This window comes from Pseudomonas sp. lyk4-TYG-107 (assembly GCF_030209055.1).
GTDB classification, from domain to species: domain Bacteria; phylum Pseudomonadota; class Gammaproteobacteria; order Pseudomonadales; family Pseudomonadaceae; genus Aquipseudomonas; species Aquipseudomonas putida_A.
The window spans coordinates 112,877-129,920 of record NZ_JARVST010000018.1 but is presented as its reverse complement, the minus strand read 5'-3'; the positions used below and the strand labels follow the sequence as shown (position 1 = coordinate 129,920).

At 60.7% G+C, this 17,044-nt stretch carries 14 protein-coding genes; 6 read left to right on the top strand and 8 right to left on the bottom strand.

Annotated elements, in window-relative coordinates:
* Positions 1-159 precede the first annotated feature (159 nt).
* The 3 genes from QRN61_RS15340 to QRN61_RS15330 are packed head-to-tail and all read left to right on the top strand — an operon-like array spanning position 160 to position 3,725.
* Positions 160-819 (top strand): paraquat-inducible protein A, encoded by a 660-nt coding sequence (locus QRN61_RS15340; protein ID WP_027612261.1) that lies wholly within the window; start codon positions 160-162, stop codon positions 817-819.
* A complete protein-coding gene (locus QRN61_RS15335) occupies positions 806-1,429 on the top strand; it encodes a paraquat-inducible protein A (RefSeq protein ID WP_083367911.1) in 624 nt (207 codons plus the stop codon). Before QRN61_RS15340 ends, QRN61_RS15335 begins: the two co-directional genes overlap by 14 nt.
* Complete coding sequence (locus QRN61_RS15330; RefSeq protein WP_285374115.1) at positions 1,422-3,725, top strand: PqiB family protein; 2,304 nt, start codon at positions 1,422-1,424, stop codon at positions 3,723-3,725. The genes QRN61_RS15335 and QRN61_RS15330 overlap by 8 nt, the downstream gene beginning before the upstream one ends.
* A 182-nt stretch (positions 3,726-3,907) precedes the next feature.
* Here QRN61_RS15330 and mksF read toward each other — a convergent pair whose 3' ends face one another.
* Genes mksF through mksB form a run of 3 tightly spaced genes read right to left on the bottom strand, consistent with a single transcriptional unit; the run spans position 3,908 to position 8,719 of the window.
* Complete coding sequence (gene mksF / locus QRN61_RS15325) at positions 3,908-6,748, bottom strand: Mks condensin complex protein MksF (RefSeq protein WP_003228206.1); 2,841 nt, start codon at positions 6,746-6,748, stop codon at positions 3,908-3,910.
* Positions 6,745-7,446, bottom strand: a complete 702-nt coding sequence (gene mksE / locus QRN61_RS15320) for an Mks condensin complex protein MksE (protein WP_016773189.1) — start codon at positions 7,444-7,446, stop codon at positions 6,745-6,747. The genes mksF and mksE overlap by 4 nt, the downstream gene beginning before the upstream one ends.
* Positions 7,436-8,719 carry an Mks condensin complex protein MksB gene (gene mksB, locus QRN61_RS15315; protein ID WP_047296550.1) on the bottom strand — a complete coding sequence of 428 codons (1,284 nt, stop codon included), beginning with the start codon at positions 8,717-8,719 and terminating at the stop codon, positions 7,436-7,438. The genes mksE and mksB overlap by 11 nt, the downstream gene beginning before the upstream one ends.
* Before the next feature lie 233 nt (positions 8,720-8,952).
* On the opposite strand from mksB, the gene QRN61_RS15310 reads away from it, so the two are divergent.
* Together QRN61_RS15310 and rimI are read left to right on the top strand one after the other, a co-directional pair.
* Positions 8,953-9,699, top strand: a complete 747-nt coding sequence (locus QRN61_RS15310) for a hypothetical protein (protein WP_027612256.1) — start codon at positions 8,953-8,955, stop codon at positions 9,697-9,699.
* Positions 9,692-10,144, top strand: coding sequence for a ribosomal protein S18-alanine N-acetyltransferase (gene rimI / locus QRN61_RS15305; RefSeq protein WP_027612255.1), 453 nt, complete (start codon positions 9,692-9,694; stop codon positions 10,142-10,144). Before QRN61_RS15310 ends, rimI begins: the two co-directional genes overlap by 8 nt.
* Positions 10,145-10,256: 112 nt before the next feature.
* On the opposite strand, the gene QRN61_RS15300 is transcribed toward rimI, so the two are convergent.
* Positions 10,257-10,661: a hypothetical protein gene (locus tag QRN61_RS15300; RefSeq protein WP_027612254.1), complete on the bottom strand. Its 405-nt coding sequence runs from the start codon at positions 10,659-10,661 to the stop codon at positions 10,257-10,259.
* 139 nt (positions 10,662-10,800) lie between these two features.
* Here QRN61_RS15300 and can point away from each other — a divergent pair, with 139 nt between their 5' ends.
* Positions 10,801-11,445 carry a carbonate dehydratase gene (gene can, locus QRN61_RS15295; protein WP_003228196.1) on the top strand — a complete coding sequence of 215 codons (645 nt, stop codon included), beginning with the start codon at positions 10,801-10,803 and terminating at the stop codon, positions 11,443-11,445.
* Between the two features lie 6 nt (positions 11,446-11,451).
* On the opposite strand, the gene QRN61_RS15290 is transcribed toward can, so the two are convergent.
* From QRN61_RS15290 to QRN61_RS15275, 4 genes are all read right to left on the bottom strand, one after another.
* Positions 11,452-11,967: an SET domain-containing protein-lysine N-methyltransferase gene (locus tag QRN61_RS15290; RefSeq protein ID WP_027612253.1), complete on the bottom strand. Its 516-nt coding sequence runs from the start codon at positions 11,965-11,967 to the stop codon at positions 11,452-11,454.
* 177 nt (positions 11,968-12,144) lie between these two features.
* Positions 12,145-13,326, bottom strand: a complete 1,182-nt coding sequence (locus tag QRN61_RS15285; protein WP_097086269.1) for a hypothetical protein — start codon at positions 13,324-13,326, stop codon at positions 12,145-12,147.
* Between the two features lie 120 nt (positions 13,327-13,446).
* Positions 13,447-15,141, bottom strand: a complete 1,695-nt coding sequence (locus tag QRN61_RS15280; protein ID WP_097086267.1) for an acid phosphatase — start codon at positions 15,139-15,141, stop codon at positions 13,447-13,449.
* 173 nt (positions 15,142-15,314) lie between these two features.
* Positions 15,315-17,036, bottom strand: coding sequence for a J domain-containing protein (locus QRN61_RS15275; protein ID WP_285374114.1), 1,722 nt, complete (start codon positions 17,034-17,036; stop codon positions 15,315-15,317).
* Positions 17,037-17,044 lie beyond the last annotated feature (8 nt).

The window sequence follows — 17,044 nt, the reverse complement described above, 5'->3', positions numbered from 1 at the left end:
TCGTCAAGATTAAATTCCGAAACCCCAATTGCGAAAGCAGTTGGGGTTTTGTTTTGCCCGCAGGAAAGTATTTTTACTTAGGCAGCGAACAATTTTGCACAGTTATTTTCGAATCAGAACACTAGAATAACCCCCATCTTTTTCGGAGCCAGAGCCTTTATGTCAGATCCGGTTGACGCCCAAGGGCTGTCAGATTTACCGCTGGAAGACTTGGTGGCCTGTCATGAGTGCGACCTGCTGATGCGCAAGCCCAAGCTTGCCCATGGCGAGAAAGCACTCTGCCCGCGCTGCGGTTACGAGTTGTACGCCCATCGCCATAATGTGGTGCAGCGCAGCCTTGCCTTGGTGATCGCAGCATTATTGCTGTACATCCCGGCAAACTTTTTACCCATCATGCAACTCAATATCCTCGGACAATCTTCGCAGGATACGGTCTGGAGCGGCGTGCTCGGCTTGTTCAATACGGACATGCAGGGCGTTTCGATCGTTGTATTCCTGTGCAGTATGGCTATTCCGTTGCTGAAGTTGCTGTGCCAGTTATTCGTTTTGCTGACGATTCGATTCAACGTCGGACGCAGTTACGGCTTATTGCTCTACCGCATTTATCACCACCTCAAAGACTGGGGAATGCTCGAGGTCTACCTCATGGGCGTCCTCGTGGCGATCGTCAAACTGGCGGACATGGCGGCCATCACCGTCGGCCTCGGTCTGGCGTGTTTCATCGGTTTGTTGTTGGTTCAGGTCTGGCTGGAAGTGGTGATGTCACCGCATCAGATCTGGCAGGCGTTATCAGGAGAGGATGCCCATGCGGGCGATTGATGCGGGCATTCTGATCTGTACCGAATGTCATGAATTGAACAGACAGGATGCGGACACCGACGAGCAGACCTGCACCCGCTGCGGTGCGCTGGTTCACGCTCGTCGTCCGAACAGTCTGGCCCGAACCTGGGCCCTGCTGATCACGGCTGCGATTATCTACATCCCGGCCAATGTGTTGCCGATCATGACGGTCAGTTCGTTGGGTCAGGGCGATCCCAGCACCATCATGTCCGGCGTGATCCAGTTGGTGCAGCACGGCATGATCCCGATTGCCGCCGTGGTGTTCATCGCCAGTATTCTGGTGCCGACCTTCAAACTGGTGGGCATCGCGCTGCTGCTGTTTTCGGTGCAGCGACGTCAGCCGTTGTCCGCGCGGCAGCGGATCTGGATGTACCGCTTCATCGAGTTCATCGGTCGCTGGTCGATGCTCGACATCTTTGTGATCGCCATTCTGGTGGCGGTCGTCAACTTCGGCCGGCTTGCCAGTGTCGAAGCCAACCTTGGCGCCATCGCCTTCGCCAGTGTGGTGATTCTGACGATGCTTGCCGCAGTAACTTTCGATCCCCGACTGATTTGGGATAACACGGAGTCGGACGACGACCATGACTGATTTGCCTGTAGCGAAAACCCGACCGGCCTCGAACTGGTCTGCCATTTGGGTACTGCCTCTGATTGCCCTGATCATCGGTGGCTGGCTCGGCTGGCGTGCCTATAACGAAACCGGTATCGAGATTCAGGTGCGTTTCGAAAGCGGTGAAGGCATCCAGGCCAACAAGACCGAAGTGGTCTACAAGGGCATGCCGGTGGGTAAGGTGAAGACGCTCAAACTTGATGACGAGGGCAACTCCAAAGGGGTGATTGCCACCGTCGAGATGAACAAGGACGTCGAGCAATACCTCAAGACCAGCACCCGCTTCTGGCTGGTGAAACCGAGCGTGACCCTGGCCGGCATCACCGGTCTGGAAACCCTGGTTTCAGGTAACTACGTGGCCATCAGTCCCGGTGAAGGCGAGCCGACCCGCAAGTTCAAGGCGCTGGCCGAAGAGCCGCCGCTATCGGACTCCAAGCCCGGCCTGCACCTGACGATCAAGGCCGATCGCCTCGGTTCGCTGAACCGCGGCAGTCCGGTGTTCTACAAGCAGATCAAAGTCGGTCAGATCAAAAGCTACGTGCTGTCTGAAGACCAGAGCACCGTTGAGCTCAAAGTGTTCATCGAGCCGACCTACGCCAAACTGGTGCGCAAACACACACGTTTCTGGAATGCCAGCGGCATCAGCATCGACGCCAACCTGTCCGGGGTGAAGGTACGCAGCGAATCCCTGGCGAGCATCGTTGCCGGGGGGATCGCCTTCGCCACACCAGAGAATCGCAAGGACAGTCCGCCCACCGATCCAAGCCTGCCGTTCCGTCTCTATGAGGACTTCGACGCCGCCGCTGCCGGTATTCGGGTCAAGGTCAAACTCAGTGACTTCGAAGGCTTGCAGGCCGGCCGTACGCCGGTGATGTACAAAGGCATTCAGGTCGGCAACATGAAAGCGTTGAAAATCGATCCGGATCTGAACAGCGCCACGGCCGAGCTGACGCTTGATCCTCTGGCCGAAGACTATCTGGTCGAGGGCACGCAGTTCTGGGTGGTCAAACCGTCGATTTCCCTGGCCGGTATCACCGGGCTCGAAGCGTTGGTCAAAGGTAACTACATCGCCGTGCGTCCGGGCGACAAAGGTGCTGCGCCGAAACGCGAATTCGAGGCGCGGCCAAAAGCGCCGCCACTGGATCTGCGTTCGCCGGGTCTGCATCTGGTGCTGTTCACCGATGTTCTCGGTTCGATCGAAGTCGGCAGTCCGATTCTGTACAAACAGGTCAAGGTCGGTTCGGTACAGAGCTATCAGTTCTCCAAGACCAAAAAGCAAATCGTCATTGGCGTGCATATCGAGAAGGAATACGAAAGCCTGGTCAACGCGTCGACACGCTTCTGGAATGTCAGCGGCATCACCCTCACCGGTGGTCTTACGGGTGGTATTCAAGTGAAGAGCGAGTCGTTGCAGACGTTGATGGCCGGCGGTATTGCTTTCGAAACACCGCAAGCCAAGGCGCCGCTGCAAAAGCGTATTCCACGCTTCCGTCTGTTCGCCAACCATGATGAAGCCAACCAGAAAGGCACGCTGGTGACGATCAAGGTCGACCGCGCCGATGGTTTGCGTCCGGGCACACCGATTCGTTTCAAAGGCCTGGATGTCGGCAAGATTGAAGACGTCGATCTGACCGACGATTTGCAAGCCGTGATGATTACCGCGCGGATCACCGAAGTACCGGAGCGCATTGCGCGGGTCGGCAGTCAGTTCTGGGTGGTCAAGCCGGAGTTGGGGCTGATCAAGACCCAGAATCTGGAAACCCTGGTCACCGGGCAATATGTGGAAGTGCAGCCGGCGGCGAAAAATCTCGGCCCGCAGAAGAACTTCGTTGCGCTGGCCAGTCCGCCGGAAGTGAGCAAGCAGGAGGCTGGCTTGAGTCTGGTGTTGAGCGCCGCGCGCCGTGGCTCGCTGAAACCGGGCGTACCCGTGACCTACCGCGAAATCACCGTGGGCAAGGTCACCGGTTATGAACTGGGCCAGACTGCTGATCGCGTGTTGGTGCATATTTTGATCGAGCCGAAATACGCGCCGTTGGTGCGCAGCGGCAGCCGATTCTGGAACACCAGTGGTGTCGGTTTCGACATCGGTCTGTTCAATGGTTTGACGGTGCGCACGGAGTCGCTGGAGACAGCGATTCAGGGTGGTATCGCCTTCGCTACGCCGGACGGTGAGCGCATGGGCACCCAAGCACGGCCCGAGCAGACGTTCCCGTTGTTCGACAAGTTCGAGGATGAGTGGCTGACCTGGGCGCCGAAGATTTCGCTCGGTAAGTAATTCTGTGGTGCCTGAAGTGGCGCCATCGCGAGCAGGCTCACTCCTACAGGGGAACGCGTTCCAAATTGTAGGAGTGAGCCTGCTCGCGATAGGGCACTAAAAGTCAGCACAAATCCCCAGCCATAAAAAAGGGCCGCGATCCCAACAGATCGCGGCCCTTTTTGGTTTTCAGCTAAAGCCGATCAAACCTCATCCAGCTCCGGCTCATCGGCTTGCACATTGACGGTGGCCTTCACCACATCATGCCGGCGGATGTACTTCCAGTCCGCCTCGTCGATGTAGATCCCCGCCGGGCCGCTGCCGCCTTCCAGGTCGATGGCGACACTGGCGCAGACCTGCGGCTTCACACTCGCCAGAATCGGCACGAAGCCCAGTTGCAGGCTGGTTTCCAGCAGCGCTGCCTGGTTCTTCTCGTCGATGTCCGCCGCCTCGTCGAGGTAGTACGGCAGGCGCACGCGACCGGCCAGATCGCGATCCATCAAGTGCAGCAACAAGTACATGTTGGTCAGCGCCTTGATGGTCATGGTGGTGCCGTTGGACGCCGCGCCGTCGATGTCGGTGTGAATCACCGGCTGACCGTTGACCTTGGTGATCTCGAACGCCAGTTCGAACAAGTCCTTGAGGCCGAGCTGGTTGTGGTTCGCCGCCACCAGCCGCGCCAGGTATTCCTTGGCCTCTTCGTTCTTGTTGTCCTGTTCCGCGCTTTGGCTCAGATCGAACACCGACAGGGTTTCGCCTTCTTCGTACTGACCGGCGCTGTGGATGATCTGATCGATGTGCTTGAGCGCTTCCTTGTTCGGCGCCAGGACGATGCGGAAGCTCTGCAGGTTGGACACCTGACGCTTGTTGATCTCGCGGTTGAACAGCGCCAGTTGGTGTTCGAGGCTGTCGTAGTCGCTGCGGATGTTGCGCAGGGTCCGGGCGATGTCGGTGACCGCCGCACGCCGCGCCTTGCCCAGCGTCAGGGCTTCGTCGGTACGGTGCGCGTAAGCGTTGATCAGCAGCGACAGACGGCGCTCCATGTCGTCTTCGCTGTCGAACTTGGCCACGCCTTTGAGGCGCACCTGCGCGTACAACGCTTCGATCTGACCGTCGGCGCGCAGCAAGCCTTGCCAGCTGTCCTGATAGTCGTTGAGCAGCGGCAGCAGGTTGTCCATCGAATCGTCGACCGGATCCATGAACGGCGTACCGAACGGCAGATCTGCCGGCAGCAGCTGACGGCGGCGCAGGGCGTCGTCGAGGGTGCGCTGCTTGGCTTCCATGTCGGCGATCTGCCGGCCGACCAGTTGCAGCTTGGCCGACAGTTGCTGGACGCGCTCGGTGAACGCATCGCTGGAGCGCTTGAGTTCGTCCTGCGCGGCTTCCATCTGCGCCAGTTGCTCAAGCTTGTCGCCTTCTTCGGCGCTCAAGGTCTGGGTGCGACGGAAATCTTCCAGGGCTTTCTGCGCATCCAGCACTTGCTGGTACAGCGCTTCGGTCTGGGTCTTGCTCGCGGCGCGGTCGGCGGCCACGGCTTGCTGAGTCTTGAGCTGCTTGAGCTCTTTTTCCAGACGCTCTTTCTGGTCACGCAGCGCGGCGCGGTCGGCCAGCGCTTGCAGCGCCGGCGGCTCGATGTGCGAGATGTCGATCGACAGGCCCGGTACTTCGAAGCGCTCGCCCTTGAAGCCATCGAGGATCAGCTCGACCGATTTGACCCACTCGCCGTCCTCGTCGAGGGTGATGCCGTGCTCGCCCAGCGGCAGGCTGAACAGCGCGCTGTTGAACAGACGCATCAGGCGCTCGACGTCCTGCTGCGAGAATTCCTCACGCAGGCGCGCGTAGCTGTTGTTGTCGGCGTGATCGAGTTGCTGCTTCACCGACTTCAGGCGTTTTTCCAGATCGCGCAGACGCTCTTCCAGATCCTCGGCGCTGAACTGCCGGGACTGTGCCAGCGCACCGGCCAGTTCGTCGTGCGCGTCCTTGGCGGCGAGCAGTTGCTGCTCCAGCACCTTGACGTCATCGACCAGCGCGAAGCGGTTTTTCAGCACCGACAACTCACCGAGCCAGCGCTGGATGCCGGAGATTTCCCGCTCCAGACGCATCAGTTCCTGGGTGCCACCGCGCTGATCGTTTTGCAGATCGTCCTGCTCGCGACGGTAGTGTTCGGCCTGGATCGTCAGCTCTTCCTTGCGCGCCGTGGCGTAATCCGACCAGGTGCCGAGCAACGAGTCGAGCAGCGGCGACAGGCGGTGCAGCTTGCCGCGCAGCACGTCGCGCTGTTTCACCCCGTTGGCCAGAGCTTCGACCAGCGGGCCGGCAGCGACCAGCGAGTTGTAGTCCTGCTCCATCCGGCGCACATCGCGGAAGGCTTCTTCGCACGCGGCGATGTAGTCGACGCTGCCGGAACGCAGGCTGTGCTCGAAGGCATCGAGGAACAGTTGCTTCAACTTGGCCGCAGTGATTTCGCGCATGTGCAGCAGGTTGATGAACAGTGCGCGGAAGGTTTTCAGGCTCTGCTCGCTGGTGGAGCGCAGCGGGATCAGGGTCAGGTCGAGCGGGATAGAGGTGTGCCCGCCAACCAGCAGACGACGCAGTTCGTCCGGCTTGAGTTCGTAGGCTTTCAGGCCTTCTTTCTCAAGGTTGCTGAACAGCTCTTTCTGCCGCAGGCAGGTGTCGTTCTTTTGGTAGTGCGCCAGGTCGAGCTTGCCGGCATAGGCGAAGAACTGGTGACCGAAACCACCACCCGGGCCGCGACCGACCACGCCGATCACGTGCGGGCCGTGTGGCAGATTGACTTCGACGAGGATGTAACTGGTGTCGGAAGCAAAGTAGAAGCGCCGCGATTGTTCCAGGCTGTACTTGCCGAAACTCATGTCCGACATGCGCGCCAGAATCGGGAACTGCAGAGCGTTGATCGAGGCGGATTTACCGAGGTTGTTCGCGCCGTAGACCGACAACGGTTCTTCCAGCGGGAACAGACCGAGGCTGTAACCGGCGGTGTTCAAAAGGGCAAAGCGGCGGATGCCGTAGCGTTCCTGGCTCATGCGTCGGACTCCTGTTCTTCGGCAATGGCGCGGGCCAGTGCGTCTTCTTCGCTTTCTTCTTCGAATTCGGACAGATCAAGCGGATCGTCGGTTTCGAGGAATTTGGCTTCGGCTTCTTCGTCGATCAGCACCGGTGCCGGCAGCGGCAGTACGCTGTGCACGCTGGCTGCCAGATCGCGGTCCTGCTGCACCGACAGGCACACATCGAGGAAACGATGCATCGGCGGCAGGAAACGGTACACGCCGTTTTCTTCGCCGGCGAAACCGAGCTGGGTCATGCGACGCATGATTTTTTCTTCGAGTTCTTCGACGGTCTGCACTTCGGCCTGGATGAACAGGTCGCGGTATTTATCCAGCAACGACGGCAGTTCTTCACGGCCGAGGCTGCCACCGTCGAGCACGGCGATCGGGTCGCGGCCCTGATCGGCCAGATGCTCGACGAGAATGAAGGTGAACAGCGCCAGGCGCTGAGCGGTCTTGTTCACCGCCGCAGCGGCCATGTCCGGCACGAAGTAGTAGAAACCACGGGTGTCGCAGACCAGCTCGAACCCCAGCGCCTTGAACAGCGTGCGGTATTGATCCTGGAAGTTTGACAGTTGCGCGTACAGTTCCGGGTCGCGGCGGCTGACATGATAGCCCTTGAACAGCTCGCGGAAGATCGGCGCCAGTTGGGACAGTTCGGATAGATCAAGATGCATTGGGGATGCTCGCAGAATCCTCGGCGGCGGCAGGGTCGCGGGCCGAGAGCAGGGCGAAGGAGCGCAGGCTGACCTGATGCTCGTGAGTGTGGTATTCGCGGCGTTCCAGACGCTCGCGGGTGAAGCGTTTTTCCCGCGACAGACGCGAGAACCAGTAGAGCAATTCGTCGGTGGCGCCGTCCGGTTCCTGCTCCAGCAACCAAGTCATCAGATCCGGCATCGGCAGGGACTCTTCGCAACGCTCGACCATCTCGCGCACGGTGCGCGGTGCACGCGGGGCATCGCCGGATTTCTGGGTCTTGTGCGCCTTGGGGAAGCGCGCCGGTTTCGGCTCGAAACGCGCCAGGGCGTAGACGTAGGCCTCGACCTGACTGGCGCTGCCGAGGAAGGTGCTTTGCGGCCGCGTGAACAGAGGCATCGCCGCTTGCGGCACGGCGTCGATGCCTTTGCGGCGAATCGCCGCCAGCGCCAGCGCTGCACCACGGGTCACGGCGTTGTGCCGGCGCGCCTCTTCACGCAGCGGCAGCAGCAGTTCGCGGGCGTGGCGCAGGGTCAACTGGGCGCTGGTCTGCATTTCGAGGATGCGCGCGTGGGTGCGCAGCAGCATGTCGTCATCGACCAGATGACCGAGGCGCTGCTGTTCGCTGAGCATCTTCAGCAGCACGGTTTCGACCTTGCGCACGCCTTGTTCGAAGGCGCCGTCGGCGTTCACCAGGTCGATCATCGGCTCGACGTATTCGTCCCAGGTCGCCAGCACTTCGGCGTATCGCTGACGCAGCGGAATCTGCCGGTCGCTGGTCTTGGCCCGTTCGGCCACGGCGACCAGTGCCTGCTCGTCGTTGTCGAGTTTCTTCAGCACGTCGCGCACGCGCATGTCGAGCAAACGCAGCTGACGGGCGAGATCGTTGCCGTCGCGCACATCGAACGCGTCCTGAATGTAGCCGGCCAGACGTTCGAGGTGACGCAAATAGGCTTCGATTTCCAGGCACAGGCCCAGACGGTGCTCACGGCGCAGGTAGGCGAGGAAGTCGTGGATCTGCGCGTTGAGCTCGAAACGGTTCGGGCTTTTCGCCACGGGCACCAGAATGTCCAGGCGAATCCACACGTCGAGCAGGCTGGTGATGTCCTGCGGCGTGCTGTCCAGTTGTTGGGCGGCCAGTTGCGTGCGCAGTTCGTTGAGGCTCAGGGTGCCCTGGTCGAAGTGCTCGCACAGTGGCTCCAGAAGTGCCCAGTGTTCAGCGAGGGCGCGCAAGACGCGCTTGGGTTCGATCATCGGAATGGCCGGCTGGTTGGCGATTAAAAGCCGCGATTGTACTGCATCACGAGGGATGCGATTCACTCTCGGGACGGGCTGTCGCATTTTCTCAGGGAGCGAGCCCAGGTAAAGGCTATCGATCAACAGCAAGCGATCTTGAACGAAGGGCTGTAGAATCAGCCCACTTCAGTTATCCACAAGTGGCCGACCCTTTGCTTATCGAGTCCCGCCGCCGCGCCTATTTGAACGCCATGCAGGTGGTCAACTGGCTGCCGCGCACCGAATTGCCTTTCGCCGCCCCGTCGCGGCCCGAGCTGCTGGACATGCCCGAGCCTGAACCAGAGGTCGTGGTGATGCCGGTTGTGCAGGCCGAAGCTCCGGTGCAGCCTGCCGCCCGTCCGGTCGAACGGCCGAAGATCGAAGTGCCGCGCCCGTCGCTCGCCAGTACCCGCAATGGCGCCAAACCGGTGGAAGAGGTCGAGGAGGCGCCAGTTGTCGCCAGACCCGCGCCCGTGCCGCCACCGCGTTTTGCCCTGCAGTTGCTGCGCGCCGGGGCTTGCCTGCTGCTGGTCGAGTTACCCACAGGCGAAGCGTTCCAGAGCCGCGATCCGGCCTATCTGCTGCTTAAAGACATGTTGCGCGCCGCCGGTCTGCCGGATGCGCCACAAATTGTCGGCGAACCGGTGCGCTGGCCGTGGCTGAACCGCGGAACCATGGATCAAGGTCCGGAAGCGGCACGCGACTTCGTTCAGGGTTTCCTCTCGGTACAGATGGAAGCGGCACCTTGCGCCTGCCTGTGGTTGATTGGCCTGCCGGCGGTGCGCTTTGCCGGTGAAGCGGACGCTGAAGCGTTCAACAGTGAGTTGCAGATCGAGGGCTTGGGCCTGGCCTGGGCCATTCCCGGTCTGGAATTGTTAATGGAAGAGCCACAGCGCAAAGCCGCTGTGTGGCAAGCCATGCGTCGGCTGATGGCGCGCTGGAAACCATCGAATGAGTGAAGCTGTATCGTTCCGCCCGATGACCGAGGCGGACCTGGACGCGGTATTGAAGATCGAATACGCGGCGTACAGCCATCCCTGGACCCGCGGGATTTTTCTCGACGGGCTGGGCAAATACCAGATCTGGCTGATGTTCGAAGGCCAGCAACAGGTCGGCCATGGCGTGGTGCAGATCATTCTCGACGAGGCGCATCTGCTGAATATCACGGTCAAACCGGAGAATCAGGGACGGGGGCTGGGGCTGACGCTGCTCGAGCATCTGATGTCGCGGGCGTATGCGGCCTCTGCCCGGGAATGCTTCCTGGAAGTGCGCGACAGCAATACCGCAGCGTTCAAGTTGTATGAGCGCTATGGTTTCAATGAGATTGGCCGGCGTCGCGATTATTATCCGGCGGTGGGCGGGCGCGAAGACGCCGTAGTGATGGCCTGCACCCTGGTCGACTGATCTTGTTTAAAAGCTTCGCGAGCAAGCCCGCTCCCACATTGGTTTTGAGCCGAGTCTCAATTCCCTGTGGGGGCTGGCTTGCTCGCGAAGGCTTCCTTACAGGCAATACAGATCAGCGATTGCCATCCAGCGGATCTCGCCGCGCCAGCTCCGCCTCATCCAGACCATTGCCGCCGCCGATGTCATCCTCATCGACAATGCTCAGATCCCAATCGGCCTGATTGCCCTCGCCAGCCTCTTCGGCATCGCGTGCGCCATCCTCGTGAATCAGTGTTTCCGGGCTCAAGTCATCGTCGGTCGGTTCATGATCAGCCGTCGATGCACCGGTAAGCCCGGCCTCGCGCACCCGTTCAGCGGGCATCAGTTGCTCGCGTTCACGTTCCGGAATCTCGTCACCGATTTTCGCGCTGGGTTCGTCTTCATCGAAATCCAGCTCATGCACCGAGCCCATGCGGTCTTCGTTGTCATCGATGGGTTCCGGTTGCACCGCATCGAACGGACGTCGTGAATCAGTCATGGCAAATCCTCATACTGTGGGCCTTACTGAGTGGACTCACCGGGCACCCGAGAATTCCAAAGAAAACACCTGCGGTTCTTGCGTGACCCCGACGGGCGGTCGTCTGTCATACCAGCGCATCTTTCTTGAGGCCTTAACCATGCACGACTTACAAGACCTGATTGATAACAACGAGCGTTGGGCTGACGCGATCACCAAGGAAGACCCGGATTTCTTCGCCAAGCTGGCGCGCCAGCAGACCCCGGAATATCTGTGGATCGGCTGCTCCGACGCACGGGTGCCGGCCAACGAGATCGTCGGCATGCTGCCGGGCGATCTGTTCGTACACCGCAACGTCGCCAACGTGGTGCTGCACACCGACCTCAATTGCCTGTCGGTGATCCAGTACGCGGTTGATGTGCTCAAGGTCAAACATATCCTGGTTACCGGCCACTATGGCTGCGGCGGTGTGCGCGCCTCGATGCAGGATCGCCAGTTCGGTCTGATCGATGGCTGGCTGCGCTCGATCCGTGACCTGTATTACGAAAAACGAGAAGAACTGGCCAAGCTGCCGACCGAGGAAGAACAGGTCGACCGGCTGTGCGAGCTCAACGTCGTCCAGCAAGTGGCCAACGTCGCCCACACCAGCATCATCCAGAACGCCTGGCACCGCGGCCAGAGCCTGTCGATTCACGGCTGCATTTACGGCATCAAGGACGGTCGCTGGAAAAGCCTGAACACCACCATCAGCGGTTTCGAGCAACTGCCGCCGCAATATCGTCTGCGTCCGGTCGGGGCGTTGTAATCCCGATCAGTGTGGATGCCGCCAGTGCTGCAAAAAGTGCTGGCCCTCGATACTGGGTGGCTCATCGTAGCCGGTGATCCACCCACGACAGCGCGGCGAGCCACAGGTGCAGGCGAACTGTTGCAGCAAACGGTCTTCGGTGGCGGCGAAGTCGATGGTCAGGCGTTCACCCGGCTGAATGTCGCGAAGTGCCCACAGCCACAGCTCACTCATGTCCAGAAACACATTCGGATCGCAGGCGTGTTCGAGCAACCCGCAAAAGCGCGGGTCGTAGAGATGGATGCCGGCCAGTAACTGGCGCGTCTGTCGACAACGATAGGGCAGCAGTTGCCCGGAAACCCGACACATCCGGGTGATGCGCAAGAACGCCCGGCGCGCCACCACTGCCGCGTGACCATGGTGGTCCTGCACAATCTCGAAATCCTCGGTGGATGGGAAACCCAGACGCACCGGCAATCCGGCAAACGGGTAGATGCCGGGGGCGTCGCGTGGGATGTTGTGTTGATGGGCCTGATTATTCATAACGGTCCCTGTCGGCAAATGCTGCGACTTCCCTGGTCTGACGTCCTGTCAGCGCTGCAACATGTTTGGATCCAATATTCCGGTGTATCCCTCAAACTGTCTACTGTCAGATCTGACAGGCGTGATTGGCTGCTCCCCGCGTCAGCATTGACTGACACGGGAAGCTTTTTCAGCGGATCAGAGGTGTGGTGCAGGAACGGCGGTGGCCGGCAATTCGCCCTGAAGCTGTTGCAACTGGGCCTTGATTGGCGTGGTCGAGCACTTGGCGGCGGCCTGTGCCGGGGTCAGGTTGCGGATCGAGGTGTAGAACAGTTCGCAGGTCTTGCCCTTTTGCGTCACTTGCCAGGTCTGCGTGCAGCTGTTGAGCAGGGCTTTCGCATCGGTGCCCGGTTTACTGCCCATCCCGGCTTGCCAGCAAGCGGCGCTCAAGTCCTGACCCATGACCTTCAAACCGGCGGCATCGGCCTTGGCCTCATCGCCGTCATAGCTGGCCGGGTCGGCGGCGTACCAGATGTAGCTCGGATGGTTCGATCCCAGCACCGGCACGTTCACCCCCGCGCTCGGGCTGATGGTCGCCAGACCCAATACGGCCACGGTCGGGCCGTATTGCTGCTTGATCCAGTTACGCACCGGTGCCCCGAACGCGACCATCGGCAGGGTGGTGCCGGCGCTGGTCTGGCTGAACTGCTTGACCAGCGTGGTCTGATAATCCTTGAAGTAGTCGTAGACGCCCTCCAGATCACTACCTGCGTTGGACGGCGCCGCGATTGGCGCGATGTCGATGATGGTCTGATAGGCCGGCGTCTGCTCGGCCGGAATGCCGTTGACGGTCAGCAGCGTGGCCCAGCGGTCGGTGGTGTTCGAGCGCAGGTAATCCTGCGCCTGAGTCAGCGAATAGTCCGGCGGAAAGTGCAGCAGTTCGACGCTCTTGCGGTTTTCCAGGGCCATGCCCAGCGGCAGGAACAGATACCAGCTGTACGCCCATTTGCCATCGGCATTGAGCTTGCTGGCGCCGGTATAGGCCAGATCACCGGCATCGAGCAGCGCCGACAGCGGCTTGTCGTAGCCTTCGGGAACGCCGCTGATCTCGGCGTAAATCTGCCCGTTATCGTTCTTCACTAAGACTTTGGCATTGCTGTAGCCATCGCGCTGCACGCTCTGGCTCAGGTAATGCGCGACGGTCTGCTCCAGCGACCAGTTGCGATAGCAGATCACGCTGCAGTTGTTGGGGTAGGCAAAGAGGCGGGTGACGCGCTCGGCGCTGCCCAGCTTCAGATCGACATCGGCGTGGGCAGCCGCGCTCAGGGTGAGCGCGGCGAGGGTAAGTGCTGCGGGGGTAAATCCTGCGAGTTTGAACATGCTCAGATCCTTTTCAGCGTGGGTTCCCCGGGGTTTTGGGGCGCTTCATATTGGATCAGCCGTGTTGCACAGAGAAGCTGTCATTCACGGATTTTTGCATCAGCCCGCAGGACGGGGTTTTCAGGCCTGAAAATGCAGGGCGTTGGTCAGATCGCCCATCGGTTTCTGGCCACGGGCGATCATTGCCTCATCGCGCTGCTTGAGGCCGTCGAGGGTTTCCAGTTGGAACACTCGGGTGATCAGGCGCAGGATCGACGCCGTGTCGTAAACCGTGTGATCCACCGTGCCTTTGCGGGCGAATGGCGACACCACCAGCGCCGGCACCCGCGACCCCGGGCCCCAGCGATCGCCCTTGGGTGGCGCCACATGATCCCACCAGCCGCCGTTTTCATCGACCGTCACGACCACCACCATGTTTTTCCACTGCGGACTTTCGCGCAGCACCTTCAGGGCGCGGACGATGTGCCGGTCACCGGAGGCGACGTCGGCATAACCGGCGTGCATGTTCAGGTTGCCCTGCGGTTTGTAGAAAGTTACCGCCGGCAGCTTGCCGGCCTCGGCATCGGCGAAGAACTTGTTGGTGCTCGACTCATCGCCCAGACCCGCGTCGCGCAGACGTTTGTTGCGCTCTTGCGGGTTCTCCGGGCCTTGCCGCTTGAAGTAGTTGAACGGCTGGTGGTGGTACTGGAAGTTGGGGATCTTCGGAATCCCGCCCGAGTCCTTGTACTGCTCCAGCGTCGCCTGCCAGGCGCCGGCGTACCAGGCCCAGTCGACATTCTTCTTCGACAGCTTGTCGCCGATGTGCTCGTGGGTCTGCGGCACCATCACATTGGGCAGATCCGGCTTGGAGTACGCCGGACGCTCCGGATCGCGAATCCACGTCGGCCAGTACGGCGGGGCGAGGGTGTTGACGCCGAAGCCGTCCGGGGTCAGCGCACTCGGGCCGAACTGCGGCGGGCCGGTCATGGCGCTGGCCGGCGATGCCTCCAGCGGCTTGAGGCGCGGGTCAGTCGGGTCAGCGCTTTGCAGGTCGGCGATCTGTGATTTGGCCACCGAATTGGCCGCATCCGGATAGGACGGCGCGGTGGCGCTGATCAGGTACTGATGATTGAGGAACGAGCCGCCGAAGGCACCCTGGAAGAAGTTGTCGCACAGCACGAATTCCTGCGCCACATCCCACAGGCGCAGCGAGTAGCGGCTCTGGGCGTAGTGCCCCATGGTCAAACCACCGGAGTCGGCCCAGGCGACAAAACCATCGTTCTTGCCGCCATTGATCTGCATCTGGTTCTGATAGAACACGTGCCACAAATCGCGGGTCACCAGCCCGAACGGCAAGTCTTCGCCGTTCGGGCCCTTGAGGGCGAAAGGCGCGTTGGGCAGGTTTTCCTGAAACTGCGTGGCGCTGGGGTAGGTCACGCCATCAAGCGTTTGCGGGCCGATCTGCAGCACGCCACCCCAGACGGGCGGCAGCGTCTGCAACAGGCTGCCGTCGCGGTCACGTTGCTGGTAATCGGCAGGCTTGAGCGCCGACAGCGGCTTTTCGACACCGGGGAAATCACCGAACAGGTTGTTGAAGCTACGGTTCTCGGCGTAGATCACCACCACGGTTTTCACCTGCTCGCGCAGGGCATTGTCCAGCTCGGTCGGGGTCAGCGGGCGCTCGACTGGTTTACCCGGTTGATCGCTGGCGTTGCCGCAGCCGGCCAGGGTCGCGCCCACGCCGAGGACGGCAACACCGCCAAGGAAGCGGCGGCGGCTGGTGTCGGTGGGGTTGTCGGATTCAGGTGCGTCAGTGCCGTCAATCTCGTCTTTCATCTGTCAGCCCGTTCAGCTTAATTGTTTCAGTTTGTTTCGGGCGGACGCTAGCAAGGCAATGTGACAGTTGGGTGACACTTTCAGGTGCAGCAAAACAAATGTGGGAGCGACCAGGTCGGCTCCCACAACGATTCACTCGAATACAACAGGCGCAACGCAAGCTCGCTGCTGTTCTAGCCGGGCATCAGCGAGTGCAAGGAATAGCCGAGTCTGCTGGCCGCCGTTATCGCGGTCATCATCACCAGAAACAGCAGTTGCAGCGGACTGAAGTGCGCCCAGTGCAGCGCGGTCAGCCAGGGGTGGTTATTGCTCAGCTGCGGGTCGAGCGAGCCGATTCGTCGTTTGTGCACCAGTCCGATCAGGATCACGCCCACGTAAGTGAGTGCGCCCAGTGGCCCGAGCAGCAGCGAAAACAGCAGCACCATGACCACCTGCGGTAACCCGTGGCGTATTACCAGCCAGCGGGTGTCAGGGTTCCATCGGCGCGGAATCAGCCCTTCGGTGAGCCAAAGATCCGCAACGATCACGTGAGACGTCAGCACCACCCACCAACTCAGCGCAAAACGAAAAAACCACACCGGCACACACGCTAACACCAGCGGAATGAAGGCCAGGGTTGCCACATCTTTTTGTGGCGAAGCCAGATAGAACAGGAACAGCGCCAAGGCAATGGCCGCCCAGACCCGCACCCAGGTTTCGTCGGCGATGGGCCGTGGCAAAAACCGCCGCCAGTAAAAAACGTCGGCGTAGGGCAGCCGCGCGAGCAACTCCGGGAAGCGCCATTTGAGCTTTTCCGACAGATCGTGGCAGGCCTGCCATTCATTCTGACCAAAGCCGTCGATGATCTTCTTCTGCTGCATCGGTTTGAGCGGGTTGATCAACAGATGCGCTGCCTGCACGTCGGCCGCCCACGTACGATCGCTTTCAGCCTTGGCCCGCAGGTTGTCGTAAAAACTTTCCTGATTGCAGCGTTCGATCAACCTTTCCCAGAGCCAGTCCGGTTGCGGGTGCAGACCTTTGGTGTGATCCCAGCCGAACAATTGGCCGATACGGTCGAACAGCGGCACGCTCCACTCATGGTCGTTGAGCAGATGCAGCAGATTTTGTTGCCATTGCTCGCGGCGATCGAATACCTGGAGCCACGGCTGGCCGCTGTAGTGTTTGAGCAAGTTGAGGAATTCGCGCTCGCTCTGGCTTTCGAGCAGCGCCTGCAAGGCGTTTCGATAGTCGGACATCAGGCTCTCGGCGAGCATGTCGCGCTGGCGATCATTCATCAGCACTTCTTGCCAGGGGCCCAACCATCCCAACTGCTCGACGGCCCAGTGCAGTACCGGTCCGCGCAATTGTGGATGCTCAAAACATAATTGCAGCAACAGCCTTTCGAATGCCTTGGCGCAGCCTTGTTGTTGCGCCTGCTCCCAGCGCTCGCCGAGGTTGTCTGGCGATAGATCTTCAAGCAATCGCCATGCGGCCTGCGCTTCAAGACTCTGCGCGTCCGCCGCCAGCGGCTCGACACGCAGGGCGTCGTCCTTCGATGGCGGCACAAACGGCTCCGGGGCTGCCGGACTGACGGGCGAAACCTCCAGAGCGGCGAAATCCCACGCCTGGTTTTGCGCCTGGCTGGAGCTGTTGGCCAGGGCATTATCGAGCGCCAGTGCAGCAAAGGCGCTGGACGCCGTGGCGACAGCGACGTCGGCGTCCTGCTCGTCTTCCTGTTCGGCGTTTTCCAGGCGCCATTGGGCAATCGCCAGCGCGCGTTCGTAGGCTTCGCGCAAGCGCTGGAAGCCTTCGGGATCTTCATCGGGCCTGAAGGTTTTCAGCAGGCGTGCATAGCTGCGCTTGATATCGCGGACGTCAGCGTCATCGGGCAAATGCAGGAAGGACCAGCAATCCATGTCAGCGC

Bases quoted from the DNA above. Each gene is read 5' to 3' on its own strand.
- can (WP_003228196.1), top strand. From the start codon at position 10,801: ATGCACGACTTACAAGACCTGATTGATAACAACGAGCGTTGGGCTGAC.
- QRN61_RS15330 (WP_285374115.1), top strand. From the start codon at position 1,422: ATGACTGATTTGCCTGTAGCGAAAACCCGACCGGCCTCGAACTGGTCT.
- QRN61_RS15290 (WP_027612253.1), bottom strand. From the start codon at position 11,967: ATGAATAATCAGGCCCATCAACACAACATCCCACGCGACGCCCCCGGC.
- QRN61_RS15300 (WP_027612254.1), bottom strand. From the start codon at position 10,661: ATGACTGATTCACGACGTCCGTTCGATGCGGTGCAACCGGAACCCATC.
- mksE (WP_016773189.1), bottom strand. From the start codon at position 7,446: ATGCATCTTGATCTATCCGAACTGTCCCAACTGGCGCCGATCTTCCGC.
- QRN61_RS15280 (WP_097086267.1), bottom strand. From the start codon at position 15,141: ATGAAAGACGAGATTGACGGCACTGACGCACCTGAATCCGACAACCCC.
- QRN61_RS15285 (WP_097086269.1), bottom strand. From the start codon at position 13,326: ATGTTCAAACTCGCAGGATTTACCCCCGCAGCACTTACCCTCGCCGCG.
- QRN61_RS15310 (WP_027612256.1), top strand. From the start codon at position 8,953: ATGCAGGTGGTCAACTGGCTGCCGCGCACCGAATTGCCTTTCGCCGCC.
- QRN61_RS15340 (WP_027612261.1), top strand. From the start codon at position 160: ATGTCAGATCCGGTTGACGCCCAAGGGCTGTCAGATTTACCGCTGGAA.
- mksF (WP_003228206.1), bottom strand. From the start codon at position 6,748: ATGAGCCAGGAACGCTACGGCATCCGCCGCTTTGCCCTTTTGAACACC.
- mksB (WP_047296550.1), bottom strand. From the start codon at position 8,719: ATGATCGAACCCAAGCGCGTCTTGCGCGCCCTCGCTGAACACTGGGCA.
- QRN61_RS15275 (WP_285374114.1), bottom strand. From the start codon at position 17,036: ATGGATTGCTGGTCCTTCCTGCATTTGCCCGATGACGCTGACGTCCGC.
- QRN61_RS15335 (WP_083367911.1), top strand. From the start codon at position 806: ATGCGGGCGATTGATGCGGGCATTCTGATCTGTACCGAATGTCATGAA.
- rimI (WP_027612255.1), top strand. From the start codon at position 9,692: ATGAGTGAAGCTGTATCGTTCCGCCCGATGACCGAGGCGGACCTGGAC.